This is a genomic window from Pseudomonas gingeri (assembly GCF_013385635.1).
Taxonomy (GTDB): domain Bacteria; phylum Pseudomonadota; class Gammaproteobacteria; order Pseudomonadales; family Pseudomonadaceae; genus Aquipseudomonas; species Aquipseudomonas gingeri_A.
The window spans coordinates 1-24,600 of record NZ_JACAPR010000015.1 but is presented as its reverse complement, the minus strand read 5'-3'; the positions used below and the strand labels follow the sequence as shown (position 1 = coordinate 24,600).

General features: G+C 63.3%; 20 protein-coding genes. 14 read left to right on the top strand and 6 right to left on the bottom strand.

The features are described from left to right. Window positions 1-166: 166 nt before the first annotated feature. Window positions 167-1,267, bottom strand: a complete 1,101-nt coding sequence (gene gbcB, locus HX851_RS43495) for a glycine betaine monooxygenase reductase subunit (RefSeq protein ID WP_177061365.1) — start codon at window positions 1,265-1,267, stop codon at window positions 167-169. Window positions 1,268-1,551: 284 nt separating this feature from the next. On the opposite strand from gbcB, the gene gbca reads away from it, so the two are divergent. Then, the gene (gene gbca, locus HX851_RS43490; RefSeq protein ID WP_177065372.1) at window positions 1,552-2,847 is read left to right on the top strand and encodes a glycine betaine monooxygenase oxygenase subunit; all 1,296 of its coding nucleotides are present in this window, start codon (window positions 1,552-1,554) and stop codon (window positions 2,845-2,847) included. 418 nt (window positions 2,848-3,265) lie between these two features. Here gbca and HX851_RS43485 read toward each other — a convergent pair whose 3' ends face one another. From HX851_RS43485 to HX851_RS43470, 4 genes are all read right to left on the bottom strand, one after another. Further along, window positions 3,266-4,510 carry a metallophosphoesterase family protein gene (locus tag HX851_RS43485; protein WP_177065980.1) on the bottom strand — a complete coding sequence of 415 codons (1,245 nt, stop codon included), beginning with the start codon at window positions 4,508-4,510 and terminating at the stop codon, window positions 3,266-3,268. Between the two features lie 10 nt (window positions 4,511-4,520). Next, window positions 4,521-6,392, bottom strand: coding sequence for a c-type cytochrome (locus HX851_RS43480; RefSeq protein ID WP_177065979.1), 1,872 nt, complete (start codon window positions 6,390-6,392; stop codon window positions 4,521-4,523). A gap of 159 nt (window positions 6,393-6,551) precedes the next feature. Further along, window positions 6,552-10,004 carry an alpha/beta fold hydrolase gene (locus tag HX851_RS43475; protein ID WP_177061357.1) on the bottom strand — a complete coding sequence of 1,151 codons (3,453 nt, stop codon included), beginning with the start codon at window positions 10,002-10,004 and terminating at the stop codon, window positions 6,552-6,554. Window positions 10,005-10,157: 153 nt separating this feature from the next. Next, a complete protein-coding gene (locus HX851_RS43470) occupies window positions 10,158-10,280 on the bottom strand; it encodes a hypothetical protein (RefSeq protein WP_256260495.1) in 123 nt (40 codons plus the stop codon). Window positions 10,281-11,184: 904 nt separating this feature from the next. Between HX851_RS43470 and HX851_RS43465 the strand changes: the two genes are divergently transcribed. From HX851_RS43465 to HX851_RS43405, 13 genes are all read left to right on the top strand, one after another. Further along, the gene (locus tag HX851_RS43465; RefSeq protein WP_017123229.1) at window positions 11,185-11,691 is read left to right on the top strand and encodes a prepilin-type N-terminal cleavage/methylation domain-containing protein; all 507 of its coding nucleotides are present in this window, start codon (window positions 11,185-11,187) and stop codon (window positions 11,689-11,691) included. Beyond that, window positions 11,666-12,049: a type II secretion system protein gene (locus HX851_RS43460; RefSeq protein WP_177061355.1), complete on the top strand. Its 384-nt coding sequence runs from the start codon at window positions 11,666-11,668 to the stop codon at window positions 12,047-12,049. The genes HX851_RS43465 and HX851_RS43460 overlap by 26 nt, the downstream gene beginning before the upstream one ends. Next, window positions 12,036-12,533: a type II secretion system protein gene (locus HX851_RS43455; protein ID WP_017123231.1), complete on the top strand. Its 498-nt coding sequence runs from the start codon at window positions 12,036-12,038 to the stop codon at window positions 12,531-12,533. The genes HX851_RS43460 and HX851_RS43455 overlap by 14 nt, the downstream gene beginning before the upstream one ends. Before the next feature lie 109 nt (window positions 12,534-12,642). Further along, window positions 12,643-14,220 carry a lytic polysaccharide monooxygenase gene (locus tag HX851_RS43450; RefSeq protein ID WP_083875225.1) on the top strand — a complete coding sequence of 526 codons (1,578 nt, stop codon included), beginning with the start codon at window positions 12,643-12,645 and terminating at the stop codon, window positions 14,218-14,220. 271 nt (window positions 14,221-14,491) lie between these two features. Next, on the top strand, window positions 14,492-14,932 hold the full coding sequence (gene gspG / locus HX851_RS43445) for a type II secretion system major pseudopilin GspG (RefSeq protein WP_017123233.1): 441 nt from the start codon (window positions 14,492-14,494) through the stop codon (window positions 14,930-14,932). Between the two features lie 17 nt (window positions 14,933-14,949). Next, entirely contained in the window at window positions 14,950-15,444 is a 495-nt protein-coding gene (locus tag HX851_RS43440; protein ID WP_017123234.1) for a lytic transglycosylase domain-containing protein, read from the top strand. Next, window positions 15,441-16,619: a type II secretion system F family protein gene (locus HX851_RS43435; protein WP_177065978.1), complete on the top strand. Its 1,179-nt coding sequence runs from the start codon at window positions 15,441-15,443 to the stop codon at window positions 16,617-16,619. Before HX851_RS43440 ends, HX851_RS43435 begins: the two co-directional genes overlap by 4 nt. A 4-nt stretch (window positions 16,620-16,623) precedes the next feature. Next, entirely contained in the window at window positions 16,624-18,258 is a 1,635-nt protein-coding gene (locus HX851_RS43430; protein ID WP_177061349.1) for a GspE/PulE family protein, read from the top strand. Further along, entirely contained in the window at window positions 18,239-18,985 is a 747-nt protein-coding gene (locus tag HX851_RS43425; protein ID WP_369680879.1) for a hypothetical protein, read from the top strand. The genes HX851_RS43430 and HX851_RS43425 overlap by 20 nt, the downstream gene beginning before the upstream one ends. Continuing rightward, window positions 18,985-19,527, top strand: coding sequence for a PilN family protein (locus HX851_RS43420; protein ID WP_177065977.1), 543 nt, complete (start codon window positions 18,985-18,987; stop codon window positions 19,525-19,527). Before HX851_RS43425 ends, HX851_RS43420 begins: the two co-directional genes overlap by 1 nt. Before the next feature lie 14 nt (window positions 19,528-19,541). Next, on the top strand, window positions 19,542-20,099 hold the full coding sequence (locus HX851_RS43415; protein WP_177065976.1) for a GspMb/PilO family protein: 558 nt from the start codon (window positions 19,542-19,544) through the stop codon (window positions 20,097-20,099). Then, a complete protein-coding gene (locus HX851_RS43410; RefSeq protein ID WP_177065975.1) occupies window positions 20,096-20,602 on the top strand; it encodes a hypothetical protein in 507 nt (168 codons plus the stop codon). The genes HX851_RS43415 and HX851_RS43410 overlap by 4 nt, the downstream gene beginning before the upstream one ends. Before the next feature lie 30 nt (window positions 20,603-20,632). Then, entirely contained in the window at window positions 20,633-22,558 is a 1,926-nt protein-coding gene (locus HX851_RS43405) for a secretin GspD/PilQ domain-containing protein (protein WP_177065974.1), read from the top strand. Between the two features lie 255 nt (window positions 22,559-22,813). On the opposite strand, the gene tssF is transcribed toward HX851_RS43405, so the two are convergent. Next, window positions 22,814-24,583, bottom strand: coding sequence for a type VI secretion system baseplate subunit TssF (tssF, locus tag HX851_RS43400; protein WP_177065973.1), 1,770 nt, complete (start codon window positions 24,581-24,583; stop codon window positions 22,814-22,816). Between the last annotated feature and the right edge of the window lie 17 nt (window positions 24,584-24,600).

Sequence of the window (24,600 nt, the reverse complement as noted above, 5' to 3'; positions counted from 1 at the left end):
ACGGACTGTCGTCTAGCCCGGGACCTTGTAGGAGCTGGCTTGCCAGCGATGACGATGCCAGCCACTCCGCCGCTTTCGCGGGCAAGCCCGCTCCCACAAGGTCCCAGGCTTGACACCGGTCTTGTGGGAGCGGGCTTGCCCGCGAAAGAAGCGCCGCGGTGTGCGATCAGTACTCGATCCGCACATCACCCTTCGGCACGCTGCAGCACGACAGGATATAACCCTCGGCCACGTCGTCGTCGGTGATCCCGCCGTTGTGGTCCATCTCCACTTCCCCGCCCAGCTTGAGCACCTTGCAGGTTCCGCAGATGCCCATGCCACAGGCCTTGGGAATCATCAGGCCAAGCTTGGCCGCCGCCGCGTGCACGGTTTCGCCCGGGGCCACGCGGATGCTCTTGCCGGTGGCGGTGAATTCCACCTGGTGCAGATCAGCGGCATCCACTTCCGGGGCCTCGGCAGCCTGTTCGGCCTGCTCCACCGCATCGGCGCGGGCCTCAGGCGGCGTCGCACCGAAGGATTCCTCGTGGTAGCGGCTCATGTCGAACCCGGCCGCTTCCAGCAGGCGTTTGACCGCGTTCATGTACGGCGTCGGACCGCAGCAGAACACTTCGCGCTCAAGGAAATCCGGTGTCATCAGTTCCAGCATCTTGTGGTTCAGGTAGCCGCGATAACCGGCCCAAGGCTCGCCCAGGCCATGCTTTTCACAGATCAGGTGCAGGCTGAAGTTGTCGATCCGCGACGCCATATGTTCCAGCTCGCGGTGATAGATGATGTCCTTGGGCGAACGGGCGCTGTGGATAAACACCATATCGACGTTGCCGTTGGTGTCGTAGAACCAGCGAGCCATGGACATCACCGGGGTGATACCGACGCCGCCGCTCAGGTACAGCACCTTGGGGCTGGGGAAATCGATGGCGTTGAACAGCCCGACCGGCCCGTGCACCGCCAACTCCTGGCCTTCGTGCAGGGTGTCATGCAACCAGTTGGAAACCTTGCCTCCCGGCACGCGCTTGATGGTCACGGAAAAGCTGTAGGGCACCGATGGCGAGCTGGAAATGGTGTAGGAGCGCATGATCGGCTGCCCTTCGATTTCCAGCTCCAGGGTGACGAACTGCCCCGGCTTGAAGAAGAACATGATCGGCTGGTCGGCCATGAAGCAGAAGGTACGCACATCCCAGGTTTCCTGGATGACCTTCACGCAGCGCACGATATGCCGACCATTGGCCCAGGTCTGGGTGGTTACCGGATTGAGGAAGTTGTTCGACATATTGTTCTCCACCGCCGACTGTCGGCTCTATGTTGGCGATTCTGCGCAAGCGCCGGGGCGACCATTTACCTATCCGCGACATTGGCATGCTTATCGCGACCAGCCCCCAACGACCGGGGGTTGGGCGTCGGGAACGGATTCGGCCATGTCGCCCATGGATAAGGTTCGTGTCGCTGCCAGCCCCACACTCCATCGCAAATGATCCACTGTATTTCCGTACTTGCGTGCTAACCGTATCAGCCACTATTCGCCGGCCACACCGCATGGCCATGAGGACTAAATCGATGGACGTCACCGCAACCCTGAGCCTGGGCGATCCGCTGGAACCCGCACGCAAGGCCACCGCGAAAATGCTGCAAGAGCGCGAGCGGACTTTTTCCCTGCCGCAACCGTTCTACTCCGATGAGCGGCTGTTCGAAATCGATATGCAGGAAATCTTCCAGAAAGAATGGTTGATCGCCGGCATGACCTGCGAGATCCCGGCCAAGGGCAATTACATGACCCTGCAGATCGGCAAGAACCCGATCATCGTGATCCGCGGTGCCGATGGCGTGGTCCACGCCTTCCACAACGTCTGCCGCCACCGCGGTTCACGCCTGTGCACCAGCGACAAGGGCAAGGTCGCCAAACTGGTCTGCCACTACCACCAGTGGACCTACGAGCTGGACGGCCGCCTGCTGTTCGCCGGCACCGAGATGGGCGCCGACTTCGACATGAAACAATACGGCCTCAAGCCCGTGCACGTGAAGGCTTCCGGCGGCTACATCTTTATCAGCCTGGCGGAAAACCCGCCGCCGATCGATGAGTTCCTGGCGACCCTGAACCACTACATGGAACCCTACGACATGGAGAACACCAAGGTGGCGGTGCAAACCACCTTGATGGAAAAGGCCAACTGGAAGCTGGTGCTGGAAAACAACCGCGAGTGCTACCACTGCGGCGGCTCCCACCCGGAACTGCTCAAGACCCTGCTGGAGTGGGACGACGTCACCGACCCGCGCGCAGACCAGAAATTCAAGGACCACGTGGCCGAGTGCACCGTGGCCTGGGAAGCCGAGAAGATCCCTTACGCCCACGCCAGCTTCGGCCTGCGCAACCGTATCGTGCGCATGCCACTGCTCAAGGGCACCGTGTCGATGACCATGGACGGCAAGCAGGGCTGCAAGAAGCTGATGGGCCGGATCCAGAACCCGGACCTGGGTTCGATGCGCATCCTGCACCTGCCGCACTCGTGGAACCACTGCATGGGCGACCACATCATCGTGTTCACCGTGTGGCCGATCAGCGCCCAGGAAACCATGGTCACCACCAAATGGCTGGTGCACAAGGACGCGGTCGAAGGTGTCGACTATGACGTGGCGCGCATGCGTGAAGTCTGGGATGCGACCAACGACCAGGACCGTCGCCTGGCCGAAGAGAACCAGCGCGGCATCAACTCCACGGCCTACCAGCCGGGCCCGTACTCGAAGACCTACGAGTTCGGCGTGGTCAACTTCGTGGACTGGTACAGCGAGCGCCTGCTGAGCAACCTGGGGGCCGAGCCTGCGCCGTACCTCAAGGGCGTGCCCGTTCACGGCTAAAAGCTTCGCGGGCAAGCCCGCTCCCACACGACCCCGGGCTAGACGACAGTCCGTGGTGGAACATCGCCCTGTGGGAGCCGGCTTGCTGGCGATAGCGGCGGTGCGGCTGGCATCGTCATCGCTGGCAAGCCAGCTCCTACAAGGTCCCGGGCTAGACGACAGTCCGTGGTGGAACATCGCCCTGTGGGAGCCGGCTTGCTGGCGATAGCGGCGGTGCGACTGGCATCGTCATCGCTGGCAAGCCAGCTCCTACAAGGTCCCGGGCTAGACGACAGTCCGTGGTGCGCCACCCTCCTGTGGGAGCGGGCTTGCCCGCGAAAGCGGCGGTGCGACGGGCATCGCCATCGCTGGCAAGCCAGCTCCTACAAGGTCCCAGAACAAGGTCGCGTTTCACGCCCACAGCGCGCTCAACAGCGAATTACCCGTGTGACGACCACCGCACCGACCCATCCTCGCCGACAAACTCCTCGATGATGTTCTCCCCGCTCAGACGCACCCTCGCGTAACCATTGAGCACCCGTTCCGGATATTCATCGTCACCGGCATTCTGCGTCTCGGAAAACAGCACCCGTTCATTGCCGACCAGTTCGCTGGTCACGCCATAGGGAATCGCTCCGTGCCCGGCACAGCGCGCCCGCAACCCGCCCTGCTCGGCATAGACGATACCGTTGTGCAGATGCCCCCAGTACCAGTAGTCCGGCACCCGGCCCAGGGCCGCGCACACCTGTTTGTACAGGTCATTCGGGTGGTGCCCGCTGATATCGAAGCCCTGATGATGACTGAGCACCATCAGTTTGCCGCGCTTGGGCAACGTCTGCATCCAGTCGATCTGCTGCGGGTTCAGGGTGCCGTCCATGTAGAGATTGAGCGGCTTGGAGGCATAGGCCGAATCCAGCCCGACGATCAGCCAGTCATCGTTGTACAAGGCGAAATAGCTGGTGCCCTGCTGCATCGGGAAACGTGACTTGAGCTCGGCGAAATAGCCGTGGGCACCGCTGTACATCTCATGGTTGGAGTTGAGGGTGAACGCGCCGTGCTTGCCCATCGGCCAACCGGCCATGTCGACGTCCTCTTCGGAGCCGGTGCCGGCGTAGTAGACGTCGCCCAGGTGAATGGTGAAATCGGCCTGGGCCAGCTGCATCTGATTGGCCACGGCGACCGCCGGTGCATGGCTGTCGAACGGCCCGGTGCCCCAGTCGCCGGCAATCGCCAGGACCACCTCGCGATCCATCATCATCACCATCGGCGTGGTGGCGAAAGTGGCATGACGCCGCAGGTTCTCGATCCACTTGATCAGCGCCTCGCTCCACAGCAGGTCCAGCAGCTCCCACTTGCGACAGCCCAGCAACGTGCCGTCCTTGAGCACCCGGGTTGGCAATTGCGACTCTGATGTCGGCAGCGCCTTGGCACTGCCCATATGCAAGATCGACAGGCCATGGGACAACTCCCACGGCACCGAGGGCTCGTCGGTCGGCAAGTCGCCGTGTTCCAGCACGTACTGGGCCTGGTCATGCCCGCGCTGCAGGAGCAGTTGGATCGCCTGGAACTCCTCGGGCTCGATCTCGCTGACGAGTTTTTTCCAGGACAGTTCCAGCCGTGCCTTCAAGCCGCTGAGGCGCACGCGGATCTTCGCCAGTTCGTGTTCGAAATGATGCATGGTCATGGCGCTCTCCCTACAACGTCTTCATGAATTCGATCAGCGCCCATTTCTCGGCGTCGGTCAGTTCGGTGCCGTACAGGTGACCACTGTTGTGGTTGCCTTCCAGGCGCGTGTCGTACTTGAAGTAGCTCGGCGCCTGGACCTGCGCGCCGCTGGTGACGAAGCCGACCTTGACCGGGTCGTAGACATCCGAGCCGGTACTGAAGGTGACCGGGCGCTTGTCCGGGGCCTGCAACAGATCCCACAGGCTCGGCACCGAACCGTTGTGCAGGTACGGCGCGCGCATCCACACACCATCGGTGGGAGTGTTGCTGTAGCTCTGGGTCTTGCGGTAGGCGTTGAAGTCGAACGGCGGTTTCTTGAAGCCATGGAACGCCTGCACCAGGCCCACGGTGAAGGAGTCCAGGCGATGCGGGTCGGTGCCCAGTTGATCGATTTGGGTGGTGACCTGGCCGGTGTCGGCCTTGCCGAACTCATGGCAACCCGCGCAGTTGTTGTCCCACAGCGGCTTGCCCTGGGCAACCCGCGCCTGGTCCAGGGCGAACGGCCAGGCCGGCGGCTTGGTGCCCAGCAGCCAGTTGGTGACGCGGTTGAAACTGGCCGGCAACACCGACTGCGGCGTCGCGCCGACGGCCATGGCAGCGGCGTAGTTGCGCTCGTGGATATCGTTGTTGTTGCCGTCCCAGTGCAGGTAGAGCGATTCGCGTGGTTTCTGGTTCCAGATCTGCGGCAGATCGACGGTGCCGATGGTCGAGTCATCCGGGAAACCGAAGACCACCATCTTGGTCGGGTTGAAGGTGTCGGTGCGCCCAGGCCCCTGGGCCGGCCGCAGTTTCTGCCAGGCATAGGCCTGCTTCTGCTTGAGCAGCGCGGTCTTGGCCATGGGGATGATCAGGTAGCGGTTATACAGGCGCTCGAAGAAACCCAGCTGGAACTTGCCGTTGATCGCCGTCATCACCGCGTCGGTGGTGAATTTCGGATCGCTGGCGCAATCGTAGGCGAACCACTGGAAGGCCTGCAGTTGCAGGGTATTGGCCGGAGCCGTGGCAATCGGCCTGGCCACATCGCCCGCCGACGCGCGGTAGGAACCGGTATGGCACAGGGCGCAGTTGGGCTCGACCGTCGGGTAGCCGATCTGCCGCTTGGCCATGCCGATGGGCAGGTCGCGACCGTTTTCATAGAGGAAGCCGAACGAATCCCAGCCGCCGCCGGCCTTGGGCATCTTTTCCGGGCACATCTGCGGCAGCACGGCAAACAGGTAGTAGGGAATCCGCGCCTCGATCCCCAGGCCGATGGCGGCGTACTTGAAGTGGTCCTCGTCGGAGGCGAATTGCTCCTCGGGTACCACCCGCAGCATGTTGTACCAGGTCTGGTAGCCGATAAACCCGAGCACCAGCACGGTGACCAGCAGGCCCACGCGCAAGCCGTGGCCCTGCCAGCGCACGGCCCAGCCATCGCACCAACTATGCCAGCCACTGGCGAGCAGGGCCCAGGGCCGCTCGGCCGGCGGGCTGCCGAGGTAGAGCAGGATTCCCAGGATCAGGAACATGCTCAGGTCGCCCATCAGCATCGGGAAAAACACCGAGGCCTGGTTGCTGGTGTCGATCAGGTAGATCCAGAACGCCACGGCGATCAGTCGCGTCAGCACGCACAGCCAGGAGTGGACGGGAAAACGCCGGGCGTTGAAGCCCGACGGCATGTAGAACACGCTGATGCCCACCAATAGCATGCCGGCGTTTTCCAGCCAGGGGTCCGACAGCACCGGCGGCAGGCCGACCACCGAGGTCAGTAGCGCCGGAGCGAACAGGGCAGGCAGTGCGAACACCATGTTCATCACGATGCCTATCCAGATAAAGCGTTGAAACCAGCGGATGTAATTGTCCATGTCACCCTTCCCTGCAAATCCGTTTTTTACCGGCCGATCACGATCCTTGTGGGAGCCGGCTTGCCGGCGATGGCGGTCGCGAGGGCGATGCAAGGCCGACGGGCCCCATCGCCGGCAAGCCGGCTCCCACAGGTGTGGCGTTGATGAGCGTGTGCCCCGTCAACCCAGCGCGGTCTTCTCCAGGTGCTCGAGAATCAGCGGATACACATCGACCACCGCGTTCTTGCCGAACATGCAGTCGATATGGCCGTAACCCGGCACCACATGGCGGCTGAACAGCTCGGGGCCGTGCAGCTTGACCAGGCGCTCGTAGGTCTTCTCGGTGCTTTCCGGCAGGTAGCACTGGTTGTCGGCGCCGCTGATAAAGCAGATCGGCATCTGCAACCGCTCGAAATGCGGCATGTAGACGTCGTTGCCCTTGAAGTCCACCAGATGCCCCTTGCGGCAGATCAGCGCCAGGTGCTCGAAGGTCTGGATATTCGATTCGCCGAACAGTTCGTGCAGGTTGTCGTGCAGGGTCTCGTTGAGGGTGTCGTGACGGTACAGCGAGGCATACATGAAGGTGATCCGGTGACAGACCGGGTTGGTGCAGTAGCCCTGGGCCTCGATCCGCGCATAGACGTTGAGGGCCTTGTCATACAGCTTGTTGAACCAGCTTTCCTTGCTGTCGGCATAAGCGGTCAACGACTTGATGCCCACCGCGTCGAGCATCCCCGGCAGATGCAGGCCGGCCTTGATCCCGGTCGCCGTGGCCACCACCGTATCGGCGGCGATCTGCGAGCAGACCACCGAGCGCACATCCTCCAACCCCGCCAGCAGCGACATGAAAAAGGTCGTGGCGCCGTAGCAGTGCACCACGCACTGCACGTCCGGCGCGCCGGTAGCCTGGCGGATCTGCGCGATGGCGGCCTTGTAGTCGTACTGGGCGATCTGGTCGCCGTTCCACTCGTGCTTGCTCGCCGGCAACAGGATGCTGACACGCAAATCCAGGAGCCAGACGTCGTACTCGTGCTTGCACAGGTACTCCAGCAGGTTGGTCTGGATGGTGTCGGTAGAGAAGATGTTCGAGCCCACGCCCAGCCCGTGCACCAGCATCACCGGGCCTTTGTTGCCGGCCTGGTAGCGGGTCAGGCGCAATTGCACCTGGTCCTCGGTCGCGAAGAAATGCACGGTCGGCACCGGCGCATCCAGCGGCCGCTTGTGCCGGGGCGGCGCATCCGGATTGAAGTAGATATCACCGGCAAACACACCGCCGTAGCTTTCCCAGAGGATCCCGGCGAAGAACTTGCCAAACCGCGCCAGCGCTTCGATCCGCTCGCGCTCGTTGCGCGCATTGAGCACCTTCATGGTGGTCATCTGCTTGGCGAAGTCGGCGGGCTGGATATGCATGACCCCGGAGCCGATCACCGCGCCGTTCTTGTCCGCGCCCCGGTAAAGCGTGACGTAGAGCGTGCTGGTGTCCGGCCAGATATTCAGCACGCCGTTGTCCTCGGGCACGGTCTTGAAGGCGCTGAAATAATAGTCGCGACCGTCTTCGGCGGTCAGCTTCATGTCGTAGTTCATATGGCGCACGCCGACCTGCTCCTGATACTGCTCGAACAGGTTGAACACGCCGTTGCTCGCCGTCAGCGGATAGGGTGACAACGCCGGGGCGTTGAGGGTGCCGACCAGGGTCGCGGCATGCTCCGGCTCCTTGATCATCCGGTTGAGGTCATTGGCGGTGATGGTCAGGGTGAACTCGATGGGCGAGTTCTGCGCCTCGCCGCTCTTGGCGGCGGCCTGGTAGAGCGCCAGGTCGGTGCCCTGGGGCTGGGTGAAGTCTTTGGAGAAATAGCCCTTCATGGTTTCGGTGAACTGCACGCCGAGGGTCGGCGGCGCCACCGGCTTGCGTGGTGCCGACGGCAGGCGGTAGTCGATGACCCAGCCACGATCGGCGGCCAGCAGGCCCATATTGCGCTCGCTGACCGCCGAGATGGTCAGCAGCGGATTGACCGCCAGCGAGGTCGGGATCACCGCGCCGTCGGTCACGTACAACCCGGGATAGACGGCGGTGCCGCTGGCGCCGCTGAACACTTGGCCCTTGTGGTTGACCACGCCCTGGGCCGCGTCCTCGCCCATCACGCAACCGCCCAGCGGGTGCACCGAGACAATGCTGTGCTTGAGCAGCTTGGTCCAGATCGGGTTCGGCACCCAGACCCCGCCCAGCGCCTGGGTCGAGCGGTGCAGGCGGTCATTGCCGAGCTTGAAGTTCTCCTGCTCGCCGACGCCCGGCCAGTCGATACGCAACTGGTCCTTGTCATCCAGGACCATACGGCCCTTGCCGTTGTCATGGCTCATGATCAGGTAGGTCTGCATATTGTGCAGCGCGCCGTAATACGGCCCGCGCAAAAAACTCTCGGCCTCGCGGGCCTTGTAGTGCAGTTCGGCGCTGACGCCCTTGTCGGTGGCCTCGCCGATCAGTTCGGCGAACCCGGCCATGGCCGGCACCATGGGCCGGCCCAGGGCGCCGGGAATCGAACCTTCCTCGATGACCATGCGGCTGCGCCAGTCGCCTTCGGTGCGCATGTCGATGATCGAGGTGATGCATGGGCCGACGGGTTGCAGCTCCTTGGCCGGATGGGCGCCGAAGCCGATGCCGTTGATGGTCTGTTCGCAGTTATGGCCGAAGCCGAGGATGTCGCCGTTGCCGCTCATGTTTTCGCCCAACTGACCGGACATCGGCACGCCCATGCCGCGCGAACGCAGGAGGATCTCCGTGGAGCCCAGGGTGCCGGCGGAAACGACCACGATGTCGGCCTTGACGAACAGGGTCGGCGCCGAGAATTTTTCCCGGCCGCTGTCCAGGTACTGGAAGTGCACGATCCAGCCCTCGCCGTCGCGCTCCAGATGCCGTACCTCGGCCTGGCAGAAAATCTCCGCGCCATGGTTCCAGGCATCCGGCAGGTAGTTCATCAGCGTGGTGTTCTTGGCCTTGTTGTTACAGCCCGAGACGCAGTCGCCGCACTGGTTGCAGGGCAGTTGTTCGACACCGACATGGTTGAGATTGTTGGGCAGTTTGTCGAAGGTCACGTTGATCGGCGGGGTGTAGAAATGCGCTTTTTCCTGCAGGTAATCCGCCGATTTGCGGTTGGCGTCCAGCTTCGGCAACTTCGGCCCGGATGCCGGATACGGGTTGGGCTTGAGCATCTCCCGGGCCCGTGCATAGCCTTCGGCCAGCAGCGTGTCGCGATGTTCGCGCACCGCCTGGGGCCAGCGCGGATCGTCGAAGACACCGGGCTCCGGCTCCAGGGACACGTTGGCATTGATCAGCGACGTGCCGCCCAGGCCACAGCCGACCACCACGTTCTGCTGGGCATTGACGTGCAGGTCGAACAGGCCGGTGCGCGAGCCGATATGGCCGTCCGGGTCATGCACCTGCAACTCCTCGGTCGCCGCGATCATGGTGTTGGGGTATTCCCCCGGCTGGATCTCGCGCCCGCGCTCCAGCAGGCACACGCTTTTCCCGGCACGCGACAGCCGGGAAGCGGCGATGCCGCCGCCGTAGCCGGAACCGATGACGATAACGTCGTAGCGCTCCTTGATCTCACTGATGGATGTCGAAATCCGTGTCATGGTCATTTCCTCTATCGGGCTAAGTCGGGCAACTCTGCGGTTGCCGCTACAGGGGCAGACGGTGGTGCAACGGGCGAACGCGCACGCGGGTTCTCCAGACAGGCCGGGTATGCGGTGGATGATCGGGATGGCGCACAGGCGCCGGGTCAGGCGCTATAGGCGAGCACGCTGGTTGGTGGCGTGGCGGTGAATGCGCCTGGGCACCAGGGCACTGGCGCGGGCCACGGCATTGAAGGTGGAGGGTGACGGTGGGCGGTGGTACGGCTGGCGACCCATCAAGCGTTCTCCCTGAACCTGGTATGGATGCGAATAACGCTGTGTCCTTGTGCCATGAGTGAAGACTTGGACCGGAGGGGTGTCAATAAACACCCTTAGAACTGTATGAAATTTGATCTATAGCGCACTGAGCTATGAGAACCGCGGCTTGCCGGACTTGGCGAACAACTTATCCACAGAGCCATCCACCGCAAATGTGGGCAAGTGCCGGTTTATGCACCGTCGATATCCAGAGAATCTGAATAAAATCCGTGACTTATTCAGAAAGGCCGGTTCGGGCAGCTTTTGATCATTTTTTAATCACATCGATACAGGCCACGTTTATCAAGGTCTATAGAGGATCGCGAACACCTTATCCACAGAACGGCCAACAGACTTTGTGTGCAACTCGACCGTTTCCCCGAGGCTCTGTGGAAAACCCTGGAAAACCGCGAGATATGAAGGTTTCAAGCCGATCGAAGGAAGAAAGAACCACATTTGGATGTTTTTTGATCAACACCTTGTAAACCTTATAAAACAAGGCCTACAGCGGATAACGAACATCTTATCCACAAAAGCGCCAACAGACTTTGTTAACAAGTCGCCCACGGGACGCCCTCCTGAAAGCCGCTTATCCACATAAAAACCTGAACAAAAACCGTCAGTTAGGTTGATCATTTTTCGTACGAAGGGCTACAGCCCTTGAATCGTAACGGGTACAGCGATGCACGAACAACTTATCCACAGATCGACCAACAGCCTCTGTGGACATTTATCGATGAACACGAGCATCGGCCGGTGCCGGGGGCAAACCTGGCATCCTTGAACTATCGACTACACTTCTCGCACAGCGCGCCATGTTCTTGCAGTAAAGGTGTCTTGGCCTGACGCATTTACCCGAGGATATCCAGATGGTGCGTTCTCCATGTGGTCGCTTGCGCTATTTCCCCTAGCCTTTCGCCGCCCATCCGCAGCCGGCTTCACCCTGATCGAGTTGCTGCTTGCCCTGGCACTGCTGGCAACCCTGGCAACGGTGGCCTATCCGCTGACCGCCCTGGTGGGCAAACGCGAACGTGAACTCGACCTGCAACGCTCGTTGCGGGAGATCCGCCGTGCCATCGACGCCTACAGGGAGGCGGTCGATGACGGACGGATCGACAAGGGCATCACCAACGGTTATCCACCCTCCCTCGAAGCCCTGGTCGAAGGCATCGTCGACAAGAGCGACCCGAGCGGCGGGAAGATCTTTTTCCTGCGCCGCATTCCCCGCGATCCGGTCTGCGAATGCCCGGACCTGCCCGCCGAAAAAACCTGGCGCCTGCGCAGCTACAAGAGCACCGCCGAGAATCCGGCGGAAGGCGAAGACGTCTTCGACATCAGCTCCACCAGCCAGCGGGAGGGCCTCAATGGGACGCCATACAACCAATGGTAAGGCCAAGGGCTTCACCTTGATCGAGCTGCTGGTGGTGATGGCGATCATCGCCACGCTGATGACCCTGGTCATGCCGCAGTATTTTCGCCAGCACGGCAAGGCCCAGGAAACTGTGTTGCGCCACAACCTGGTGTCGATCCGCCAGGCGCTCGATCACTACCGCGAAGACAAGGGCAGCAACCCCGAGTCCCTGGAAGACCTGGTCAACGGCCGCTACCTGCGCGAGATCCCCCGCGACCCGATCACCGGCCGGCGCGATACCTGGCGCTTGCAGAGCGGCGAGGACAGCGGTTTCGGCGACGTACACAGCGGTGCCGAAGGGCGGGCCGGGGATGGCACGGACTATGGCTCCTGGTAACGCCCGGCGCCCGCGGACACTGCAGCACGGCTCGGTGTTCATGGGCCTGCTGGTCTCGGTGGCGATCGTCGCCGTGATGATGATGGAAGTCGGCGTGCTCTGGTCGACCCGACTGCGCCGCGAACGCGAAGCGCAACTACTGGCCCAGGGCGAGGAAATCCGTCGGGCCATCGGCCTGTACTACGAACAACCGGGCAGACAGTACCCGAAGACCCTACAGGACCTGCTGCTGGACCGGCGCCAACCCACGACCCAACGCTACTTGCGCCGGGTCTACCCCGACCCCATGAGCGGCACGACCGATTGGGGCGTCATCGCCGGGCCCGGAGAAACCATCATGGGCGTATTCAGCCAGGCGGCGGGACAACCCCTCAAGCAAGGCAACTTTCGTCATCACCAGGAGAGTTTCACCGGGCAACGCAGTTATCAGGGGTGGCAGTTTCTGTACCGGCCTGGACAGAGTAACCCTCCAAAAAGAACGTAAAGGCTACGTGGGAGGTGAGCATGTCTGGTGATCCAGCCAGTCGCTAAGTGAAAAGCCAAAGTTCCGAAAGGTTCGGAACGTTTCTTCCAACTTGAATGTGGATTAAACAATGAACAGCTTACATTTTTACGCACGCCCCCTCATCGGTTGCGCCCTGGCGACGTTATTGGCAGTACCCGCGCTGAGTTGGGGGCACGGGGCATTCGACATCCCCATCACTCGACAGACCCTGTGTCGAAGCTACGCTGACTATTGGGGCGCTCCCGACAAGATGAAAGACGCGGGCTGCCGCCGGGCCGTGACGGAGCCCGGGTACTCGGGGCAGCTGACCCATGCCGCGACCCAGTGGCATGAAGTCACCCTGAACATCGGTGGTCGCTACAACGATGCCGACGGCGGCGAGGCGGCCGTCAAGGCCCTCGTACCCGACGGCAAGCTCTGCTCGGTCAACCGTCCGGGGATGAATGTACTCAACCTGGCCATGCCGCAGTGGACCAAGACCGAGGTCAAACCCGACAGCTCCGGCAAGGTCACCATGCGCCTGATCGCCACGGCCCCCCATGTACCCAGTTTCGTCAGGATCTACCTGAGCAAGCCCGGCTACGACAGCGCGACTCGCCCTCTGAAATGGGACGATCTGGAGCTGATTCACAGCGAAGAACTGACCGCTTCCCGCAAGGACTGGGGCGACAAGCCTCCGGTCATATCGGGCGCCAGCGGTTTCTTTCAGTTCAACGTGCAGATACCCGCCAGCCGCTCGGGTACTGCCGTACTCTTCACCCGCTGGCAACGCCGGGATCCGGTGGGTGAAGGTTTCTACGGCTGCAGCGATATCGCCTTCGACGACAAGACCCAACCTTCCCCCTGGGTCAAGGAGAAGGTGTTTATCGACGGCAACGGGATCGATCCGAAGGCCGGTGATACGGTGCACTTTCGCGTGTTCGGACATGATCGCGCGGTCAGCGAGCTGATCGACCTGAAACTGCCCATCGACGCCAGCAACCAGAACCCCGCCACATGGGGGGCGCAGTTGGCGAACCTGTTGAGCAGCAGCCCGCACATCATTCGTGTCGGCGTCAAAAAGAATGAAACCATCACGTTCAACCCCACCGACATCTACGCCAACTACAACTACCTGATGGATGCCGGAGACTCCACGCAGATGTCGGTCGACACCGAGGATGACGGTGGCGGCAATCCCGGCCCGGTGGATGAGCGTCCGCCCGTGGCGGTGATCGAAGGGCGCACCGAGATCAAGGCCGGCGAGCGGTTCACCCTCGATGGCAAGAAATCCGTGTCCTATAACAGCACGCCGTTACGTTATGTCTGGACATTCCTCGGCGGAGAGGGCTGGACCTACGGCTCGAACACCGAGCAGACCTTCACCATCACCACCCCGGCCAGCGACAAGGCCTCGACCGCGAAGTTGCTGCTCAACGTCTACGATGACGCCAACAAGAAACGCCATGAAGCGGAAGTGACACTGACCGCGACTCCCGCGTCAGGCGGTGGCGATGCTCCCGCCTACCAGGAAGGCACGGACTACAAGGCAGGCGATGTCGTGAGCAATGCCGGCGGTCAGTACCGCTGCAAACCCTGGCCCGCTACCGGCTGGTGCAAGGGCGCGGCCTGGGCCTATGCCCCCGGCACCGGCGTGCACTGGCAGGAGGCCTGGGACAAGCTCTAGCCATCGGTGAGTGATAACGCCGTACTGCCTGTACGGCGTTATTCCCGCTACATGTTTCTTTTTATATGTCCCAACAACGAGGACTCTTTTTTTAATAATAAAGAGATATAACCTCCAGGCCCTTGCCGCCGAGGGTATTGAACTAGAGTTACACTCAGTCATTCAACCCGAGACATGTTCAACGTGTACCTGCCGGTGGTGCCCACCTGATGTAGGGCCGGAATAGGTTAGAAGTAACCGCGTTCCCTGCCTCATCAGCCGAGCGGCCTCCATGAACGGTTTATCGTCACGCCCGCGCCTTGCCCAGCCCTCACGCGGCTTCACCCTGCTCGAACTGCTGGTGGTCCTGCTGATCATCGCCCTGCTGGCCGGCTATGTCGGGCCGAAGATGTTCGATCGCCTGGAACTGGCGAAAGTCCAGACCGCCAAGGGCCAGATGAAATCCCTGTCCGATGCCCTGAATCAGTACCGCCTGGACAACGGCCATTACCCCAGCGAGGCCCAGGGTCTCACTGTACTGGTCGAGCGGCCGGCCAGCGAACCCGGCTGGCACGGGCCGTACCTGTCCAAGGGCATACCGCCCGACCCCTGGAACAATCCCTATATCTTCAAGAACCCCGGCGCCGGCCATGAGGTCGAGATCATCTCCCTCGGCCGCGATGGCAAGGCCGCGGGCGACGGGACCAACGCCGATATCGTGTTTGGCTTCTGAGCCCGGAGGCCGCGCCCATGCGTCACTCATTCGATTTGCTGATCGCCCTGGGTGCCCTGCTGATGGCCGGCACCAGCGCGGCCAATTGTTTCCAGGACGCCGGCGAGCGCTACCGTATCGATCCCCTGCTGCTCTACGCCATCGCCCAGGTCGAATCGGGACTCGATCCCCGGGCACGCAATATCAACCGCGATGGCAGCCGTGATATCGGCCTGATGCAGATCAACAGCCGTCACCTGGGGCGCCTCGCCGCCTTCGGTATCGGCGAACAGGACCTGCTCGACCAGCCCTGCACCAGCGTCATGGCCGGTGCCTGGATTCTCGCCCAGTTCGTCCAGCAACTGGGTTATGGCTGGCAGGCCGTGGGCGCCTACAACGCCGGTGCCCGTGCTGAACGCGATGCCAATCGCAGCCGTTACGCTCGCTTGGTGTGGGGTTACTACGCCAGCCTGCTGGAACTGCGCCAGCGCAGCGCGGGCACACTCGCGGCGCGCCACGGTGCACGACCATGAGGGAGTTCGACGCGCGCATCGTCAGCCAGGGCCAGTTGCGCAACCTGCGCCTGCAGGCCGTCGACCTCGACGATGCCCGTCGCCAGTTGCAGGATGCCCAGGTGGTCTCGTTGCGCCAACGCGCCTCGTTCAAGTGGCCGGGACGCGGCGCGCGTTTCGCCCTGGGCCTGTTTATCCAGGAACTGGTGGTGCTGCTCGATGCCGGGCTGGTGCTGGTGGAATCGGTGGAAACCCTGCGCGACAAGGCCGCGCCGGGGATCAACCGGCAAGTGCTGAGCGAACTGCTGGCGTCGATGTACCAGGGCAATGCCTTTTCCAGGGCGATGCAGGCCAAGCCGGCGATCTTTCCCAACCTGCTGGTGGCCACCGCAGCCTCTTCCGAACACAGCGGGCAATTGTCGGTGGCGCTGCGTCGCTACCACCATTTCGAAGCCCACCTGGAAACCGTGAAGAAACGCGTCAGCAGTGCGCTGATGTACCCCCTGGTGGTCATCGGCGTGGGCGCGGTGATCCTGCTGTTCCTGCTGTTCTTCGTGATCCCGCGCTTCGCCTCGGTGTTCGATGCCATGAGCGACCTGCCGGCGACCGCGCGGTTCATGGTCTGGTGGGGCGAGTTGGTGGAGCAGCAAGGTGGCCTGCTGATGGGCGGCCTGGCGCTGCTGATCGCCGCCCTGGTGCTGCTGGTGCGAACCGCGGCGGTCAAGCGCCATCTGGCCGCCCTGTTGTGGAAAATCCCCAGCCTCGGAGCCCAGCGCACCCTGTTTATCCTCGCGCGTTTCTACCGCACCGCCGGCATGCTGCTGATGGGCGGGATGCCCGCGGTATCGGCCCTGGACATGGCCGGCGCGCTGTTGCCGGCGGAGCGCCAGGGCGACCTGCACCGCAGCCTGAGCGATATTCGCGCCGGCCGGCCGCTGTCCACCACCCTTGCCCGGCACCGGCTCACCACGCCGGTGGCCGAACGCCTGCTGCGCGTCGGCGAGCAGAGCGGCGAACTGGCGTCCATGTGCGAGCGTATCGCGCAGTTCCACGACGAGGCGCTGGAGCGGGCCATCGAACTGTTCAGCAAGGTCTTCGAGCCGTTGCTGATGCTGGTGGTCGGCGGCCTGATCGGGCTGATTGTGTTCCTGCTGTACATGCCGATCTTCGAACTGGCCGGTTCCATCCAGGGGTAGCACGATGGACACACTCAGACAGCATTGGCAGCAGCAGGCACGGCAGGACAACCTGCCGTTGTCGGAGTACCTGCAACAGGTGCTGGAGGACACGCCGGAGCACCTCGCCGATGTCGCCGCGCTCCTGGGCCTGACGCCGCTCACCGACACGCAGATCGACGGGCACGAGCGCTTCGACGTTCTCACCCTGCCCCAGGCCCTGAACCGCCGCACGCTGCCGGTGGAAATCGACGGCCAGGCCTACCTGGTGCTCGGCGCGCCCTTCTCCCTGAGCGGTCGCCAATGGTTGCAGGCCCATGCCGAACTGGCGCCGATGGCCCTGGCGATGAGCCTGCCGGGGGTTGTCGAGACGCAGTTGAAAAAGGCCGAGGCCAGCCAGCGCGTGATGGACCCGTTCGCCCGCGACGACGAAGACGCGCGGGTGGCCGAAGCCGTCCAGGAAATCTCCCTGAGCAGCATCGCCCGCGATGACAACCCGGTGGTGCGGCTGGTCAATTCGATGCTGTTCGACGCCCTGCAGAGCCGCGCCAGCGATATCCATGTCGAGAGCACCCCCGAGGGCCTGGTGATCAAGTACCGCATCGACGGTGTGCTGCAACAGATCGGCCAGAGCGCCGGACTCGACACCGCCGAGCAGGCCCTGTCACGGCTCAAGGTGCTCTCGGGCCTGGATATCGGCGAACGCCGGGTGCCCCAGGACGGCCGGTTCAAGGCACGCATCCAGCAGCGCGACGTCGATTTCCGGGTCTCGATCATGCCCAGTATTCACGGCGAGGATGCGGTGCTGCGGGTGCTGGACAAGTCCCAGCGTGGCGAGTCCCTGAGCCTCGACAGTCTGGGCCTGGACGCGGACGCGATCCGCCGTATCCGCCTGCTGGCCAGCGAACCCTACGGCATGCTGCTGGTCACCGGCCCCACCGGCAGCGGCAAGTCGACGACGCTGTATGCGGCCCTGTCGGAGACCAATACCGGCGAGAAGAAAATCATCACCATCGAGGACCCGGTGGAATACGAACTGCCCGGCGTGCTGCAGATCCCGGTGAACGACAAGAAGGGCCTGACCTTCGCCCGCGGCTTGCGCTCGATTCTGCGGCACGACCCGGACACCATCCTGGTGGGCGAGATCCGCGACGGCGAAACCGCCGGGATCGCCGTGCAGGCCGCGCTGACCGGCCACCTGGTGCTGTCTTCGGTGCACGCCAACAGCGCATTCAGCGTACTGGAGCGCTTCAACTACCTGAAGGTCGAGCCCGCCAGCTTTGTCGAGGCGCTCAACGGCGTGGTCGCACAACGGCTGCTGCGCCGGGTCTGCAGCGAGTGTGCCGAAGCCTGCGAGCCCGACGCGCAACTGCTGCAACTGGCACACCTACCGGCCGATTCGCCGGACAGCCACTACCGGCTTGGCCGGGGCTGCGAGGCGTGCCGCCATACCGGCTATCGCGGCCGGCTGGCGCTGGCGGAAGTGCTGACCGTCACCGATGCGCTCAAGGAAGGCCTGCTGCAACGCCGCTCGGCCGCCGCCCTGCGTGAACTGGCACGGGAGTCGGGCCACCGCTTCATGCGTGATATCGCGCTGGCCAGCGCCGCCGCCGGACAGACCACCTTGCAGGAGGTGCACCGTGTCCTCTCCCTTTATTGATCATGTGGTGCTGCTGGCGCAGGACGACGTCCATTGGGCCGCCCGCCCGCGCTGGCCCGCCGGCCCTCTCTGGCAGGGCCGCCAACGTGGCGAGCCGCTGGCGGCCTGTGCCGCGCTGCTGGAGCAGGCGCCCCATGGCCGCGTGAGCTATCTGGAGCGGGTCACCCTGCTGCTGGGCTTTCCCCATGTGCATTACCGGGTCCTGCCCTGGCAGGAAGGCCTCTACAGCGCCCTCGACTGGCAGGGCTTCGCCATGGCGCTGTTCCGTCAGCACAACGACCTCGATCCCGCCCAGTGGCAGGTCGCGCTCGATCCCGCGCCGTTCGGTCGCGAGCGCCTGGCGGCGGCGGTCAACAAGGAACTGCTGGAGTCCCTCAAGGCCCTGTTCCGCGCCCGTCGCCTGCCCATCACACACTGCGCACCGTTGCTCATCGATGCCCTGCACCGCCATTGGCCCAGGCTGCCCCGGGACTATCGCTTCGCCGTTCGCGAACCCGGCGCCCTCGGGTGCGTATTCGCCCACCAGGGCCGGCCGACGCAAGTCTGCGTCCTGCCGCTGAACCAGCAGACACCCTTGGCCGATGCCTTGCTGATGGCCGATGTACTGTGCGACGAAGAGGAACAGCAGACCCTGGTGGTGGCCGCCGAAGCGGCCTTCGAACCGTCGACGACCCTGCCCTGGCGCTGGCTCGGACCATTGCATCCCTGGCTGGCGGAGCAGGCCTGATGAAGACCCGGCTGATCCGGCGCTGGCGCCAGCCACGGGCACCGCTGATCGATCTGCGCGGTGACAGGGCCAGGCCCTGGCTGGTGATCCTGCTCGGCGTGATCGCCCTTGGTCTGTGGCTGCTGCTGTGGTCGGACTGGCAGACCCTGCAGGTCCGCGAAGCCGAAGCCCAACAAGTGGAACGGCAATTCACCGCCCTGGCGATCCAGCAGGAACAACGGATGCAAGCCTCCCTGCGCACCTCGCCCCAGCAGAAAAAACAGCTGGAAACCTTTGCCCGCCAGAGTGCCACGCCCTTCGCCCTGCTCGATGCCCTTGGCCAGGCCTGGTCACCGGACGTCGCCCTGTTGCGCCTGGAGGTCAACACCGCGGCCCGGGAACTCAGCCTGGACCTGGAGAGCCAGCACCTGGAAGGCAGCCTGCGCTTTATCGAGAAACTCAAGACCGACACCGGCCTCACCGTCAGCCTGCAACAGAGCGCGCGCAATACCCGCGATCCGATGCTGCCGATGAGCGTCAAATTCAAACTCAGCGCCCAATAGGGAACGGACAGGCCATGAAGCCGACACCCCGCCAGTGGCCCGACGCCGCCCAACTGCAAGCGCGGCTGCGCTGGTATCTGGCCCAGGGGCAACGCGTGCTCGGGTTCTGGGGCGGCCTGGCGTTGCTGTTGATCGTGGTCGCCCTGGTGATCCGCCAGGGCCTGATCGTTCCCGGCCTCGAAGACAGCGCCGTGCGCCTGCGCGAGGCCCGGGCGGGCATCGCCGAACGTCCGCTGGACCTGCATGCCGCCGAACCCGAGGCAGTCCGGCGCCTGCCCGACACCGACAGCTTCGAGGCGCGCCTGGAAAGCCTGTTGACGGTCTTGCAGCGCAACGGTTTCGCGGTCCTGCAAACCGACTTCCAGTACTCGTCTCCGGGCGACGATCAGACCCAGCGCCTGGAACTGGATATCCCGCTGAGCGGCGGCTACCCGAACTTGCGCAGGGCCCTCGACGAAGTCGCGCAACAACCGGCGGTGCGCATCGAAAGCCTGAGCCTGCAGCGCAAGGAGATCACCACCGCGCAACTGGACATCCGCCTGCGCCTCAGCCTGCTGGCGGTGCTCAAGTGAAGCTGCCGCCGTATCTGCGCGTATTGCTCGGTGTCGTGCTGCTCGGCTGTGGCTGGCTGTTCTGGCAGGACCTGAACAGTCCCACGCCGCCGGACATCCCGGTGCCCGCCCCGGTACAACGCGCGCCGGACGCCCTGCCGCAAGTGCCGTCCGACGGTAGTGCGCCGGCACCCGCCACGACCCTGGTGGATCTGTTTCCCGCCCAGAGCTGGCTGCCACCACCGCCACCGGTGGAACCGACGAAACCCGCTACCCCACAGGCACCGCCGATGCCCTTCACGGTCAGCGCGCAATGGCGCTACCAGGGCCAGTCGAAGATCGTCGTGCTGCAGGGCCAGGGCGTGCGCTACACCCTGTGCAAGAGCTGCTCGGTGGAGGGTCATATCCGCCCGGGAGCGACCTTCGACAAGGGTTATCGCCTGGACAAACTGACCGACACCAGCGTGGTGCTGACGTACCTGCCCCTGCGCCAGGTGACCACGTTGCGCCTGGATACTCCCTGAGCACGGACGGCTCTAGCGAAGAGAACGATCATGTCAAAATCTATCCGGCCATGGCTGGGCCTGCTGGTGATCGGACTGACGGCCTGCCAGTCCCAAGGGCCGCTCAACGAGAGCGAACTGCTGCGCCAGGACGGCGATATCACCCGTTCGGTGGACGTGCTGCGCGCCGCCGTGCGCGAACACCCGGACGACATCCAGCTGCGCGCCGCGCTGTTCAGCCGCACCGAACAACTGGTCGATCTGTACAGTCGCCAGTCCGGCGAGGCGCTGGCGCGCAACGATGATGCCGGGGCCATCGCGGCCATGCAGCAGATCCTCAAGTACGACCCCGGCAACCTCGGCGCCAGCCAGGCCATCCGCACCATCCAGAATCTCGCCCGGCTGCGTCCCGAGCTGGCCCGGGCCAATGCCCTGCGCGAGAGCAACCCGCGGGAGGCGCTGGCGATTGTCCGACAGATCATCACGCAGCAACCCAACTACCGCGACGCCCTGGACCTGCGCGACAGCCTGACGCGCACCCTGGTCAGCGTCGACAGTCTCAAGCCGAAGCTGAGCGAGTCGATGAAAAAGCCGGTCAGCCTGCACTTCAGTTCTCAGAGCCTGACCACCATTTTCGAGACCATTGCCCGGTTGTCGGGCATCAACTTCGTCATCGACAAGGACGTCAACCCCAACGCCGCCGCCAGCATCTCCGCCTCCCGCACCACCGCCGAAGATGCGCTGAACCTGCTGCTGTCGACCCATCAGTTGCAGATGAAGGTGCTCAATGCCGACACCGTGCTGATCTACCCCGCGCGCCCGGACAAGGAACGCGAATACCGCGAACTGGCGGTGCGCACCTTCTACCTCAGCCACGCCGATCCGAAACTGGCGGCGGCCGAGATCAAGCAGTTGCTCAAGCCCAAGGAAGTGCTGGTGGACGAACGGCTCAGCGCGGTGATCGTGCGCGACGGCCTGGAAACCCTGAGCGCCGTGGAGAAGCTGGTACAGGCCATCGACCTGGCCGACTCGGAAGTGACCATCGATATCCAGGTAATGGAAGTCAGCCTGGTGGACGAACTCAACCTGGGGATCAACTACCCCGGCTCCATCGGCCTCTCGTTGCCCGGCACCATCCCGGCCACCACGGGCCTCGGTGGGCGCCAGCTCGAAGTCGGCAGCCTGGAAGCCAAGATCAACCTGCTGCAACGCAGCGGCAACACGGTGACGCTGGCCAATCCGCGGATCCGCGTGAAGAACCGGGAAAAGGCCGAGATCAAGATCGGCGACAAGATTCCGGTGATCAGCACCACCACCGCCAACCTGGTCACCACTTCGTCGGTGTCCTACCAGGACGTCGGGTTGACCATCGAGGTACAGCCCAATATCAGCCTGAACGACGAGATCAACCTGCAGATGCTGATCGACATGACCCATATCACCAAGCGCAACGAGGCGACGGCCGAGATACCTGCGACCTTCGAGCTGGGCTCGCGCTCGACCCGCACGACGCTGACCGCGCGCAACAATGAAACCCAGGTGGTCGCCGGCCTCATCCGCACCGCCGACACCGAAGAAGGCGCCGGCCTGCCGGGGCTCAGTCGTCTCCCAGGGTTGGGCCAGGCGATTTTCGGCACCAACAAGAGCGAACAGGGCAAGAGCGAGATCATCCTGCTGATCACCCCACGCATCGAGCGGAATCTCGACCTGCCGGCGTCCCAGGTCAGTACCTTCAACAGCGGTACCGAGGCACGCAGTTCAACCGAGGGCATGGTCCTGCACAACAGCCAGAACCTGAACATGAAGACCAGCGGAGGGGCGAATGGCAGCGCTATTCCACCCCCATTGGCGGTGCCGCGCGCGAACGAGAACTGGCAGCCGTTGCCGGCGCCCGTGGAGCAACCGGTGATGGAATCACCCTTGCCCAAGCCGGTGGAGCAACCCCCGGCGGCCGCACCAGCCGCTCCACCACCTTAGGCCGGCAGTGGCGGGTAGTGTGGCGAGCGGGCTTATGTGGGAGGGGGCTTGCCCCCGAAGCTTTTAGTGCTTCCACTGGCCTCTTCGGGGGCAAGCCCCTCCCACAAAGTTCGCGCTCACCGGCCCCATCATCACAAAGCTGGCTGTCACAAAATCAATGATCGCCGCTATCAGCGCACCACCCCTTCCTCGATCAACAACTTGAGGATCGCCTCGGCGCCCGCCCTTCAAGGTTGTCCAGCAAACCGTCGGCTTTCAGCCGGGAATCCACTGACTGTGATTCTCGCTCCAGCGCAGGCACTTCCCGGTCGGTTGCAGGATCAAGGTGAGTTGATTGAACAGGTGAATGTCGGCGTACAGGGCAAAGAAGCGATTGAGCATCTCGCCGAACAGGCTGATATCGCCTTCGCCGCAAAAGCCATCGGCATCCAGGGTGACTTCGATATCCACCCCACGTAGCAGAAAGCCCTTCTCAAAACGCTGGAGCAGATGATGGCGAACCTCGACGATCGCCGCCAGACGCCGCCGGCTCAGCTCGCTGTCCGTCCAGTCGTACAACGCCAGGGTAGCGCGCAGCGAGTCGGCGTTGTCGAGCATCGGCAGAAAGTTCGAGCCCAGGTGACCGAGCACGTGCCAGTGGAAACGGTCGCGGTTCGGTGGATAGCAGGGCAAGGTCGGCGCGCACAGGTTGCGCACCCGCAAGCCCATATGGACGGATTGGCCCGGGGTGTCGAGCAAAGTGCTTTGCAGCGCCTTGCGCGGCAGTTGGCCGTTAGTGCCGGTCAACTGCAACGACAGGCCTTCACTGGCGCTCAACCGATCCTGTTCGAAGCCCTCGCCGCCGAGAATCAGCCAGGTGTCATGTCGCCCATTGGCGGCCCGTTTCAAACGCGTATGAAAGTAACGTTCGGGGGCGTCATCACACAACATGCCGCCCTTGTGACAAAAACTGGTGAAGGGCACATAGTCATGCCGCTTGGCTCTCCGGGGGATGCTGACCCGATCCACCGAATAGATTTCGGTATGCCCGTCCTGCCCGTGCGGTGGTCGCAGCCGATAGTCGGTTTGCAAGGGATCCAGAGGCAGTGGATCGACCTTCAACGGGAACAGGTTGATCACCGGCACGACATGCAGGCGAAGATGCCCGGCATTCAGGCTGAACTCGTGTGGCCACGGCTCGCGCAACACCACTTCGAGTTCGAACCAGGGTGTTCCCTCATTGATCTCAAGCTGCTCCAACCCGCAGAGCCTCACGAACATGAATTTCTCACGAAAGGTGAAATACTCCAGCAGCAACTGATAATCGCTGAAGGTGCCGTCGCCCTTGGGCCATAGGCGATCTTCCTCGGCGAAACCCTTGGGCGAGAAATGACCGCCCAGCACACGGCGCTCCGACTGCCCCGGCAGGCGCACGTACAACGCCTGGGCGTTGAGTGTCAGCGCCTGGTGCAATGCGCTGGCCAGCGGCGCATCGGCATTCAGGTACAGCGGCAGACGGCTCAGGCCGATATCGTTCCAGCTCGCCAGCTCGCTGCGGGCAAAACGCAAACGCAACAACGAACGACCGTCCGGCTCACGGTCCAGTCGCAGCAACTCCAGGGCCAGTGGACGCAGCGTCAGATCCTGGGTGGTGGTGTAGCGGCAACGGGTACGCTGTGGCCCGATGGGTTGCGACAACACCTCGAAGCCTTGGCCGATCTGCTCGCAGCCCTTCATCTTATGGAGTTCGGGCAGCAACTCGATGACCGACAGCGAAGGAATGGCGCGCAGGTAGTCTGGCCATAGCTGACTGAGCAGACCTTCGGTCAGCTCCGGCAGGTCGTCGTCGAGCTTCTCGCGCAGGCGCCCCATCAGGAAGGCGAAGCCCTCGAACAGTTGCTCCACGGAGGAATCCCGCGCCCCCGTTTTATCCAGGTTCAGTGCCGCCGCCCGGTCCGGGAAGGCTTGCGCGAACTCCCTGGCGGCCTCGCGCAGGTAACGCATCTCGGCGTCGAAGTACTTCAATATCAGATTGTCCATGTTCATTCAAAACCCCCATTGCG

Bases quoted from the DNA above. Each gene is read 5' to 3' on its own strand.
- HX851_RS43440 (WP_017123234.1), top strand. From the start codon at position 14,950: ATGCGTCACTCATTCGATTTGCTGATCGCCCTGGGTGCCCTGCTGATG.
- HX851_RS43475 (WP_177061357.1), bottom strand. From the start codon at position 10,004: ATGACACGGATTTCGACATCCATCAGTGAGATCAAGGAGCGCTACGAC.
- HX851_RS43430 (WP_177061349.1), top strand. From the start codon at position 16,624: ATGGACACACTCAGACAGCATTGGCAGCAGCAGGCACGGCAGGACAAC.
- HX851_RS43420 (WP_177065977.1), top strand. From the start codon at position 18,985: ATGAAGACCCGGCTGATCCGGCGCTGGCGCCAGCCACGGGCACCGCTG.
- gbcB (WP_177061365.1), bottom strand. From the start codon at position 1,267: ATGTCGAACAACTTCCTCAATCCGGTAACCACCCAGACCTGGGCCAAT.
- gbca (WP_177065372.1), top strand. From the start codon at position 1,552: ATGGACGTCACCGCAACCCTGAGCCTGGGCGATCCGCTGGAACCCGCA.
- HX851_RS43415 (WP_177065976.1), top strand. From the start codon at position 19,542: ATGAAGCCGACACCCCGCCAGTGGCCCGACGCCGCCCAACTGCAAGCG.
- HX851_RS43460 (WP_177061355.1), top strand. From the start codon at position 11,666: ATGGGACGCCATACAACCAATGGTAAGGCCAAGGGCTTCACCTTGATC.
- HX851_RS43455 (WP_017123231.1), top strand. From the start codon at position 12,036: ATGGCTCCTGGTAACGCCCGGCGCCCGCGGACACTGCAGCACGGCTCG.
- tssF (WP_177065973.1), bottom strand. From the start codon at position 24,583: ATGAACATGGACAATCTGATATTGAAGTACTTCGACGCCGAGATGCGT.
- HX851_RS43435 (WP_177065978.1), top strand. From the start codon at position 15,441: ATGAGGGAGTTCGACGCGCGCATCGTCAGCCAGGGCCAGTTGCGCAAC.
- HX851_RS43485 (WP_177065980.1), bottom strand. From the start codon at position 4,510: ATGACCATGCATCATTTCGAACACGAACTGGCGAAGATCCGCGTGCGC.
- gspG (WP_017123233.1), top strand. From the start codon at position 14,492: ATGAACGGTTTATCGTCACGCCCGCGCCTTGCCCAGCCCTCACGCGGC.
- HX851_RS43470 (WP_256260495.1), bottom strand. From the start codon at position 10,280: ATGGGTCGCCAGCCGTACCACCGCCCACCGTCACCCTCCACCTTCAAT.
- HX851_RS43465 (WP_017123229.1), top strand. From the start codon at position 11,185: ATGTGGTCGCTTGCGCTATTTCCCCTAGCCTTTCGCCGCCCATCCGCA.
- HX851_RS43450 (WP_083875225.1), top strand. From the start codon at position 12,643: ATGAACAGCTTACATTTTTACGCACGCCCCCTCATCGGTTGCGCCCTG.
- HX851_RS43405 (WP_177065974.1), top strand. From the start codon at position 20,633: ATGTCAAAATCTATCCGGCCATGGCTGGGCCTGCTGGTGATCGGACTG.
- HX851_RS43480 (WP_177065979.1), bottom strand. From the start codon at position 6,392: ATGGACAATTACATCCGCTGGTTTCAACGCTTTATCTGGATAGGCATC.